A 10,243-nucleotide genomic window follows, 5' to 3' on the forward strand; every position below is an offset into this window, starting at 1 on the left:
GCAGCATTCCTGTAATGAAAGAAAATGGAGTTTGAACAAAAAAATAACCTCTTGGTAGAATGAGAGAGTCCTGACGCTGGCCAGCAAAAAGGACAAATCTCTCAAATACCAGGAGGCTTTAAAATGAATTATAACCAGAATAAGAAAATAGCTCAAATAACTTCTCAAACTCTTATTATAGGAGTCGATATTGCGAAGTTCAAGCATGTTGCACGTGCCCAGGACTTTAGAGGTATAGAGTTTGGATCTCCGTGTCAATTTGAAAATACAAAAGAAGGATTTGAGCATTTTCTAAAATGGATTTCGGGAATCAAAAAAGAACAACGTATGGATAAAGTGATAGTTGGCATGGAGCCAACAGGCCACTATTGGTTTAACCTAGCCCATATCCTAAAAGAAAATGGGATTAAGTTTGTCGCAGTTAACCCCTTGCACGTCAAGAAAAGCAAGGAGCTGGATGATAACTCGCCCACCAAGAACGATGTGAAAGATGCCAAAGTCATAGCTCAGCTGGTCAAGGACGGAAGATACGCCGAACCTACGATACCGCAAGGTGTTTATGCAGAACTCCGTGTGGCAAAGAAAATACGCGATCTTTTAACTGAAGACCTTCAAACAGTCCAAGGGCAGGTACACAACTGGATTGACCGGTATTTTCCGGAATTCCTCAAGGTATTTAAGAAATGGGAGGGTAAGGCTGCTTTACAATTCTTAAAGCTCTATGCCTTACCCCATGAAATAGCTGAATTCACCGAAGAAGAACTACTCGTTCATTTGAGAAAATCCGTATCACGGAGTGTTGGATTAAACAAGATCCGCGAGTTAAAACATGCAGCAAGTAAGTCCATTGGACTTCGACAAGGTGCCGAGATGGCCAGGCTGGAGCTAAAAACCATTCTGGCTAAGTATGAATTAATCCAGTTACAATTCGAAGAATTGGACGCAAAAATAGACGGCCTGCTTGATGAAATACCAGGTGTACAACAAATGTTAGCGATAAAAGGTGTAGGCAGGGATACAATTGCCGGCTTCTTTGCGGAAGTAGGAGATTTAGGCGAATACAATCATCCAAGGCAGATTATCAAGCTGGCCGGCTTAAGCTTAAAAGAAAATACATCCGGTAAGCACAAAGGAAAAACGACCATCACAAAAAGAGGCCGAAAGAAACTCAGGGCCCTGTTATTCAGGGTCTGTATGATTCTCGTCGCCAAGAATTCCGCATTTAAGGCGTTACATGCGTACTATACTCAACGTCCGGATAATCCATTAAAGAAGATGCAGTCCCTGATCGCTTTGTGTAATAAACTAATCCGGATTCTCTTTAGTATTGGTAAGAAGCAATTTGTGTTTAATGAAGAAAAGATGTTAAAGGACATCCCTCATTTGGCACTAGCCAAGAAGACGGAAATGGCAGCGTAACTCTGTTTTAGTTTAGATGAATAATAGTTCTGGTTTTATAGATTTTGGAGACATTTGAAGCACGGATTAGTCGGCAAAGCAACTAAATTACGGGCTAAGACCCTGTGGGGCAGCATGGCTGACATCCACCTCATGGAAAGGTTGGACGAAGGAATTTGAGAGCGTAGACTCTGTGAGGCATGGGAGGGTTAACCTCCATGAGTAAATGTGGACATCCACCAGTGCGGTTATATTTTTACTCATCCACCAATTTCTGTAAGGAACTGGTTAGTGGGTTGTAGCTCTTTTTTCTTAATCTGTCCAAAAAAATCCTTTCAAGTGAAGATCCTCCAGCTATAAAGCTATTTATTGATTAGTTAACAGCTATGAAATTCTAAGAAAACATGAGTAAATTGGCGTTTTCGCTTCTTTTATTGAGGGAGTTATGTTGAATAAAGTAACCTCTTTGGGAACAATTATTAAGAGGTGATTAGATGAAAAAGGTATCGTTTATCTTTATGGTGTTACTTTTAATAATAAGCAGTAACAAAGTCATAAATGCAGAAACCATAAATGAAGCTGATACGGAATTAACAGAAACCCTAAAATACGCCCTAATAAGCAGCCTAAGAAAGCCAGTAGATGAAGCCATCGAAAAAATATATATGGATGATAAAAATGCTCCGGCAGGACTTACCTGGGCTACATTCGATACAGACATAGTTAAAATAAAACAGGTATATGGTATGGGTGGTCTATATGAACTAACTCTAAGGGTATATCCATACTATCTTGCTCATAATAGTTATGGAATAGATGAAGTTTTGATAAATACAGAGGGCAAATTAATAAACTTTAAACATTTGAAAACCTATCCCTGAAATTACATTTAAATTAATAGAGCCTTAATCCGGTAGGAGGATTAAGGCTCTTTTTGTTGAATTCCTTATTAAGCAAACGGAGCAGGTTAGCTTAATAAGAATTAAAAAAGAACACATTATGTGTTCTTGATAATCATTTTGTATTTTGCGGAGGCTTACTGTGTTCGTACTTGATCAATTCAACTGGTGGATATTTTTTAGGAAGATTCTTCGTTGTTTGACGGGATGGCTCGACCGCAAAGTACAAGGTATCAGTTCCGAAAGTTTTTCCATCACTGGATGAAGGAATTAAACTGATTTTCAAGACATATGAATATTTTTCCATACCTTTATATTCTTTATTTCCTATAAACGAAATAGATACCGAATCAATCTGTGGATGTGTTGCATAGCCGTTTATATTGTTACCGTTGTAGTAATCTTTCATTGCCCTCATTATTTCATTATGGTAAAGATCAAGAATAAAAGAACCATACAGTTGAGTTTTTTCCTTACTTGAAGGCATAAATTCGGGTAATTCTTGTAAGGCTTTTTCCGATGCCTCTGTTGTAATTAATGGTGCTGGGAGAAAAATTACTATACAAAGTGCAGCAAGTATCATTAATATCTTTTTCACTATATCTCCTCCATTCTATTTATAATGTGTGGAGATTCTGTTTAAGTTATACAAGAGTTATTAATATGATAATTAATATGGTGAATCAATGCACCTAAACTAAGGAGTGCGTTGAACCAGGAAGGCTTGAGCACGTTTTTGCTAAATGCCTTATTAAACAAAAGGGGCAGCATTCCTGTAATAAAGGAAAATGGAGTTTGAACAAAAAAATAACCTCTTGGTAGAATGAGAGAGTCCTGACGCTGGCCAGCAAAAAGGACACATATCTCAAATACCAGGAGGCTTTAAAATGAATTATAACCAGAATAAGAAGATTGCTCAAATAACTTCTCAGACTCTTATTATAGGAGTCGATATTGCAAAATTCAAGCATGTGGCACGTGCCCAGGATTTCAGGGGAATAGAGTTTGGATCTCCATGTCAATTTGAAAATACTAAAGAAGGAATTGAGCATTTTCTTAAATGGATTTCGGAAATTAAAAAAGAACAGCGTATGGAAAAAGTGCTGGTTGGCATGGAGCCGACAGGCCATTATTGGTTCAACTTGGCCCATATTTTAAAAGAAAACGGGATTAAATTTGTCGCTGTAAACCCCTTGCACGTCAAGAAAAGCAAGGAGTTGGATGATAACTCACCTACCAAGAATGATGTGAAAGATGCCAAGGTCATAGCCCAGCTGGTCAAGGACGGAAGATACGCTGAACCAACAATACCGCAAGGTGTTTATGCAGAACTCCGGGTGGCAAAAAAAATACGCGATATTTTAACTGAAGACCTACAAACGGTCCAAGGACAGGTGCACAACTGGATTGACCGGTATTTTCCGAAATTCCTCAAGGTATTTAAGAAATGGGAAGGTAAGGCTGCTTTGCAATTCTTAAAGCTCTATGCCTTGCCACATGAAATAGCGGTATTCACCGAAGAAGAACTACTCGTCCATTTGAGAAAATCCGTATCACGAAGTGTTGGATTAAACAAGATTCGCGAGTTAAAACAGGCAGCCAGTAAGTCCATCGGACTTCGACAAGGTGCCGAAATGGCCAGGCTGGAGCTAAAAACCATTCTAGCTAAGTATGAATTAATCCAGTCTCAATTCGAAGAATTGGATGCAAAAATAGACGGTCTGCTTGATGAGATACCAGGCGTACAACAAATGTTAGCTATAAAAGGTGTGGGCAGGGATACAATTGCGGGCTTCTTCGCGGAAGTAGGGGATTTAGGCGAATACACTCATCCCCGGCAAATTATTAAGCTGGCCGGCTTAAGCTTAAAGGAGAATACATCGGGTAAGCACAAAGGAAAAACGACCATCACAAAAAGAGGCAGAAAGAAACTCAGGGCGCTGTTATTCCGGGTTTGTATGATTCTCGTCGCAAAAAATACGGCATTTAAGGCGTTACATGCGTACTATACTCAACGTCCGGACAATCCATTAAAGAAGATGCAGTCCCTGATCGCTTTGTGTAATAAACTAATCCGAATCCTCTTTAGTATTGGTAAAAAGCAATTTGAGTTTAATGAAGAAAAGATGTTAAAGGACATCCCTCATTTGGCACTAGCAAAGAAGACGGAAATGGCAGCGTAACTCTGTTTTATTTTAGATGAATAGTAGTTCTGGTTTTATAGATTTTGGAGACATTTGAAGCATGGATTAGTCGGCAAAGCAACTAAATTACGGGCTAAGACCCTGTGGGGCAGCATGGCTGACATCAACCTCATGGAAAGGTTGGACGAAGGAATTTGAGAGCGTAGACTCTGTGAGGCATGGGAGGGTTGACCTCCATGAGTAAATGTGGACATCCACCAGTGCGGTTATATTTTTACTCCTCCACCAATTTCTGTAAGGAACTGGTTAGTGGGATGTGGCTCTTTTTTCTTACTCTGTCCAAAAAAATCCTTTCAAGTGAAGATTCTCCATTTGTAAAGCCAGTTACCGAAAGGTAAACAACTATGAAATTCTAAGAAAACATGAGTATATTGGCGTTTTCTCTTCTTTTATTGAGGGAGGATAGTTGCTTAAGGAAATAAATTAATTTACTCTCTGTACTTATGTTTTTTAAAATTCATTTTGGAGAATTTAAGTACAAAAGGGGTGTAAATATGTTCAATAAATTTTTTATAATCAGTGTTATTTTTATGATGTTATTTGGGAATTTGGAAAAAGTTTATGCGATAGATCGAGTTGTAATTAGGAGTATTACAGTAGATGATCCCGATAGATGGTATGAAAATATTTACTTAATCGCAGATAAGGATGGGATGGACTATAAGAATTTTACTGTCCAAGTTGGTGAGTTTGGGAGAGGACTTTATAACTTTCCTAAATGGATAAATTATAGTTATGATCCAAAATTATATAAGGAAGATTTAAATGCCGATAAGCTAGAGGACATTATCATTGAATTAGTAACAGGTTCGGGTACAGGAGTATCAACAAAAGCTATTCACATTTTACATCAAGGTGATGTTGGTTTTTATAATTTTCAAGAGGTACCAGTTGAGCCTATAAAGGATGCCATTAAACGACTAGTAAAAATGGAGCAGAAAGGTAATGAAATTACGATTTCAATTGGTAAAAAGAATTATGTAGTAGACTATTCAAAATTTGGCTACTACACTCCAGTTGACCGTCCTGGAGCAGGGTCAATTGAAGAGTATATACCTAAAGAAGGAATACTTTATGGCACAGCAAACGTTTTTGTAACGATTCCAGAAGCAAATATTGGTGGTTTAACCGTTAAATATGCTTGGGATGGAAAAATGTATAAGGCTGAATCTGTAACATTTGAGGCAGCACCTTATAAGTCATCAAGAACTAAGTAAACTAAAGGGTGCGAGTGTTAAATAGGTAGTGCTCGGCTGCACTTTTTGTTTATTCAACTATAGAAACAGGATAGTTGAAGAAGGAAGGGGTTTGTTTTGGTCGAATAAGTTATTATTATAACCAATATGAAGTCTTGAGGTGATTTTTTTGGGTTGGGAAACAGCACAAATCGTCCAAGTGGTCGGAGGTATATTAGGAGCTATTTCTTTGTTCGCTTTCTTTGCTTTTTGAGGAAAATATGAGAAGAGCAAAGGAAAGAATCAAAAATCAAAATAAGAGCTGTCGCTTAGACAGCTTTTTCTATTGAGCTAACGATGCAGGAATGTTGAAGGAGATAAGTAAAGATGTAGTTTAATAAGAAAAATTCCAGTTTTAAAATTACATTTATTGTAAAATATCTGTTCTAAATGCTTGTACGGCTACCATATATATTAGTAAAAATATATGGAGGCTTTTAATGAAATCTATTTACATTGTTGTTTTTTCTTTCATAGTAATTGTTCTTGGTCTACCATCAGTAATTGTTATTGCTTTTGATACAAATACGACAATTCAAAACGCAAAACACATACCTACATTGTCACCGACACATCCATCTATTAAAAATACTGAACCTTATGCAGAAAACCTTACCGTAGCAGTTTATAGAATGAATAATCAAGAAGTTGAAAATCTGTATCTAGAGGAATATTTGAAAGGTGTACTTGCTGCTGAGATGCCCGCAAGTTATGAGCTGGAAGCATTAAAAGCACAGGCAATAAGTGCAAGAACTTATATCCTTAGATTTCTGATGTCAGACAAGAAAAATCGTATACCTGAAGTACCACAAGGAGCTGACATTACAGATTCCACATCACATCAAGTTTATAAAAGTCAGGATGAATTAAAGGCTATGTGGAAAAATGATAATTTTGACAAATATATAAAGAAAATAACTCAAGCTGTAAACGATACCCAAGGGTTAATAATTTCTCACAATGGTGAACTCATTGATTCTTCTTTCTTCGCTATAAGCAACGGTTATACGGAGAACTCAGAAGACTACTGGAATGCATCCCTCCCATATCTAAGAAGTGTTCCTAGCCAATGGGATAAAAATTCCCCTGATTTTTTTGGAACGAAAAAATTCTCTTCAAAAGAATTTGAATTAAAATTAGGCGTTAAATTAACAAATGATATTAGCGTTAAAAGAACTGCCACAAATCGAGTATCCTCTATTGAGATTAACGGAAAGGAATTTTCCGGTGATGAGTTCAGAAAGGCTTTAGGCTTAAGATCAACGGATTTTAGCTTTAATATTGTAGATGATACTATTAAATTTACAACCAAAGGATATGGACACGGGGTTGGTATGAGCCAGTACGGGGCAAATAGTATGGCAAAGGAGGGAAAGACCTATCAAGAAATATTAAAATATTATTATAAGGGTATTAAAGTGGAGGATATAAATTCAAATCAAAATTACAATGAGTTTGTTGTGCAAAGGCAAAATAACTCCTAAATTCTCTATTGAACCAAGAAGGATTAACCCCCTATTTTGTTGAATCCTTTATGGAACAAACGAGGCAGTTTATCTAAAGAAGAAAGAGCACACAGGAATCGGGGGATAAGTAGGTTGAGGAGCATTAGACTAGGATATAAAATACTTTTGATTGTCGTATTTAGTATGATCTTTATGTTCGTATATAAAAAATTCACCTATACATTTAAGTTTAATAACGGTGAGTTTTTTGTAGGTCCTGTGGAATCACCTAATGGAAAGTATATAGCTAACTCATATTATAAAACGTATGGTGGAGCAGCGGGTGGTGTAAATGTTTGGGTTGAAATTACTGAAGGTAAGGGCAATAAAGTTAGTACTATATACTTTGCTCCAGGAAAAAGTAATTTTTCTATGAATTGGGTAGACGATGAAACATTAAACATTATAAATGAGGCTCCAGGAGTTCCAAAAGAAAACAGAGGCACTAAATTAACAATAGGGAAAGAAATTTATGATGAGTCTGGTGCAGCCTGTGAAAGTTTGGTAATGAAAGATAAATATGAAACTTGTTATGAAAGGGATTAAATGCTCTTTAGCTAAAATGTAAAGAATTGCACTTAATTAGCGGTGCGTTGCTCAAGGTAGGGTTTATCGTCTTTTTTGTTGAATTCTTTATTGTGCTTACGAAGCAGTTTAGTGGAGTATCAATAAATATTTTATGTAACTATAGGCTTCCAAATGGTAGCCTTTTTTATATGAGAAAACTTTTTCAAATTTGTTAACCTTTCTATTTTAAATTCGTTTTATAGGTGAAAGGAGGGGGATTCTTGAGATTTGATAGTCTACAGCCAATACTGGATGAAAAAATGAAATTCATTTATAAATACTTAATAAAAATCGGGGCCAATCCAAGAGATGCTGAAGACATTCTTCAAGAGACTGTCTATAAATTTATCATCCATATTGAATCAATTGACCCCCAAAAGGCATCCAGCTGGATTTTTCGTGTGGCATTAAATCAATATTATGATTTATGTCGAAAACAAAAGAAACAAGTAACTGTCTCCATAGAAGGGAACGAATTTGCAGACACTGGCCTCCTACCTGAGTATGTGGCAATAGACAACGAGCGAAAGAGGTCAATCGATAAAACACTGAATCAAATGAAGCCGCTATACAAAAATTTATTAGTCCTAAAATATCTGGTTGGAATGAGCTACGATGAGATTTCAACGAATCTTGAAATAAACCCTGGAACTACAAAAACTTATTTATACCGGGCTCGAGAGCAATTCAAATCGTTGTACGGGAGGGAATCTGATGAATAAAAAGGTTGATGAGAAAGAGTTAAATGACACCTTTGAACAAGATGCAAAGATGGATACTTTTCAAGGGACTGTAAAGAAGGCTCAAAGGAAAGTTTTCAAAAGACAAATAGTTATATCCACTCTAGCATCTTTAGGAGTCATAATTATTCTTTCTATAGGATGGATATCGCTGATGGGGTTAAGTCAAGCCAACACCATACACGATTATCGAATGTATAGTACCATTCGGAATCCAAATGTACTTGAAGTTGGATACAAATTGAATGGAGATGGAATTTTTGAAGGGTCCGTTACATTTACACAGTATAAGATGCTCGACAACAAACCGGTGGACTGGAGTGACGAGACCATAAGATACAATTTGCTAGGCAGATCCAGTGGAATATTGGGAGATCATTCACCTATTCAGATTACCGATGAAACAGGTAATACACCAAGGTATTTTAACCGGGAGGTAAAAGAACGACTCTTACAGTTTTATCATCCGGATGGAAGTTATGATGGACTTCGGAATGATTTGGAGCATTTATCAAAAATGAATCCAAATCAAATTATTGAAATGGCTATCTCATTTAATGAAAGCTACTCACCTTCAGAAGTTCGAAATTTCCTTCCAAAACAGGTTTCACTCAAGTGGTATTGGGTAGATACGTTCAAGGAAGAAGACGCAAGATTGAGTTCTGTTAAATTTAATACGGAGGAAGTGGGCACCAGCCCTCTTTTTCCAGACGAGGTTTATGGATTTGACGAGGATCAAGGAACAGACCAGCCAAGTGAAGCGTATTTTTTACGAGACCTTAAGAGTGGGGTAGAGCATTTGAAGAACAATAAATATTCCGAAGAATTCAAAAGGATCTACGACTTACTTCGGAATGGTAAACAAGAACTATTGGCAGAGGAAGTCCCCATTATTGGAGTTGTAGTAACTGGCACCCCGCAGGATTTGGAAGCTCTTAAGGAGACTAAGCAGATTCGAGCGGCAGTTTTCGGAGCTTTCACGGAAACAGATTACTAATAGAAAAATTAATAAACAAAAAGTGCGATGGCTCTGAGGCCATTAAACTTTTTGTTTATAGTTCGTGTAAGCAAGCAGGTCTATCGGAGAAAGGGTAAGTGCCGTTACTTGTCGAATTTAATTTTTTTAACAAACTGGGCAACATTCCTGTTATAGAAAGAATTTTTGTGAAGAACTGTACTTAAACATAAGGGTGCTTATGTTTAAGAAGGCTAGGCCTGTATCACTAAATAATTTGATAGATACAGGCCTATTATTTCAATGTGTTTCGTTGATTACTTTTATGAACTTAAGCATCCCTACTCTATTGTTGTCGTAAAAATAAAAGTCTTTTTCCGTCGTTCATTTGGGGACCAGATATAGAAATCAGTTTTCCTAATGTATATTTTTTAATTACCTGTTTGATTTGAAGGTTAAGTCTTATTGCCAGCTCTAATGTTGTTATGAACCTTTCATGAAAGTCCATGAAGTTTTGAAATGGAATTACATCTGTATCCTCATGGTCAAACCCACCAAATCGACCACTTTTTATCCAGTACTGAATATCAGATTTTTTAATTCCTAAGAGGAACGATACTTCTCTAAATGAGATAAAGTCAGTCTTTTCGCTACTTTTGAAGATCTCTTCTCGAATTTTGAAGTAAATCTCCCTTTTGTCTAGTACTAAATCCGAAAATTCATTCGACTCATAGGTATAC

General features: G+C 36.8%; 10 protein-coding genes. 8 read left to right on the plus strand and 2 right to left on the minus strand.

The annotated features are described in order from the left end of the window. Positions 1-123: 123 nt before the first annotated feature. Both ACH0QE_RS24505 and ACH0QE_RS24510 read left to right on the plus strand, forming a co-directional pair. Positions 124-1,419 carry an IS110 family transposase gene (locus tag ACH0QE_RS24505; RefSeq protein ID WP_415803062.1) on the plus strand — a complete coding sequence of 432 codons (1,296 nt, stop codon included), beginning with the start codon at positions 124-126 and terminating at the stop codon, positions 1,417-1,419. Between the two features lie 473 nt (positions 1,420-1,892). Then, the gene (locus ACH0QE_RS24510) at positions 1,893-2,279 is read left to right on the plus strand and encodes a DUF3888 domain-containing protein (protein WP_415777957.1); all 387 of its coding nucleotides are present in this window, start codon (positions 1,893-1,895) and stop codon (positions 2,277-2,279) included. A gap of 133 nt (positions 2,280-2,412) precedes the next feature. Here ACH0QE_RS24510 and ACH0QE_RS24515 read toward each other — a convergent pair whose 3' ends face one another. Then, positions 2,413-2,895, minus strand: a complete 483-nt coding sequence (locus ACH0QE_RS24515; protein ID WP_415777958.1) for a hypothetical protein — start codon at positions 2,893-2,895, stop codon at positions 2,413-2,415. Between the two features lie 289 nt (positions 2,896-3,184). Between ACH0QE_RS24515 and ACH0QE_RS24520 the strand changes: the two genes are divergently transcribed. The 6 genes from ACH0QE_RS24520 (at position 3,185) to ACH0QE_RS24545 (ending at position 9,545) form a co-directional block, all read left to right on the plus strand. Beyond that, positions 3,185-4,480, plus strand: coding sequence for an IS110 family transposase (locus ACH0QE_RS24520; RefSeq protein WP_415803063.1), 1,296 nt, complete (start codon positions 3,185-3,187; stop codon positions 4,478-4,480). 515 nt (positions 4,481-4,995) lie between these two features. Then, the gene (locus ACH0QE_RS24525; protein ID WP_415781237.1) at positions 4,996-5,718 is read left to right on the plus strand and encodes a hypothetical protein; all 723 of its coding nucleotides are present in this window, start codon (positions 4,996-4,998) and stop codon (positions 5,716-5,718) included. 458 nt (positions 5,719-6,176) lie between these two features. Next, a complete protein-coding gene (spoIID, locus tag ACH0QE_RS24530; RefSeq protein ID WP_415781238.1) occupies positions 6,177-7,220 on the plus strand; it encodes a stage II sporulation protein D in 1,044 nt (347 codons plus the stop codon). A 114-nt stretch (positions 7,221-7,334) separates the two neighbouring features. After that, a complete protein-coding gene (locus ACH0QE_RS24535) occupies positions 7,335-7,787 on the plus strand; it encodes a DUF5412 family protein (RefSeq protein WP_415781239.1) in 453 nt (150 codons plus the stop codon). Between the two features lie 242 nt (positions 7,788-8,029). After that, positions 8,030-8,530 carry an RNA polymerase sigma factor gene (locus tag ACH0QE_RS24540; RefSeq protein WP_415781240.1) on the plus strand — a complete coding sequence of 167 codons (501 nt, stop codon included), beginning with the start codon at positions 8,030-8,032 and terminating at the stop codon, positions 8,528-8,530. After that, on the plus strand, positions 8,523-9,545 hold the full coding sequence (locus ACH0QE_RS24545) for an anti sigma factor C-terminal domain-containing protein (protein WP_415781241.1): 1,023 nt from the start codon (positions 8,523-8,525) through the stop codon (positions 9,543-9,545). The genes ACH0QE_RS24540 and ACH0QE_RS24545 overlap by 8 nt, the downstream gene beginning before the upstream one ends. Positions 9,546-9,849: 304 nt before the next feature. Here the strand turns inward: ACH0QE_RS24545 and ACH0QE_RS24550 are convergent. Then, positions 9,850-10,243 (minus strand): hypothetical protein (locus ACH0QE_RS24550; RefSeq protein ID WP_415803064.1); only part of this gene is annotated, 394 nt, incomplete at its 5' end.

Source organism: Mesobacillus sp. (genome assembly GCF_047739415.1).
In the GTDB taxonomy this organism is placed as follows: domain Bacteria; phylum Bacillota; class Bacilli; order Bacillales; family Cytobacillaceae; genus Mesobacillus.

Coding starts and splice junctions, on each gene's coding strand:
- ACH0QE_RS24505 (WP_415803062.1), top strand. CDS start 124: ATGAATTATAACCAGAATAAGAAAATAGCTCAAATAACTTCTCAAACT.
- ACH0QE_RS24510 (WP_415777957.1), top strand. CDS start 1,893: ATGAAAAAGGTATCGTTTATCTTTATGGTGTTACTTTTAATAATAAGC.
- ACH0QE_RS24520 (WP_415803063.1), top strand. CDS start 3,185: ATGAATTATAACCAGAATAAGAAGATTGCTCAAATAACTTCTCAGACT.
- ACH0QE_RS24525 (WP_415781237.1), top strand. CDS start 4,996: ATGTTCAATAAATTTTTTATAATCAGTGTTATTTTTATGATGTTATTT.
- spoIID (WP_415781238.1), top strand. CDS start 6,177: ATGAAATCTATTTACATTGTTGTTTTTTCTTTCATAGTAATTGTTCTT.
- ACH0QE_RS24545 (WP_415781241.1), top strand. CDS start 8,523: ATGAATAAAAAGGTTGATGAGAAAGAGTTAAATGACACCTTTGAACAA.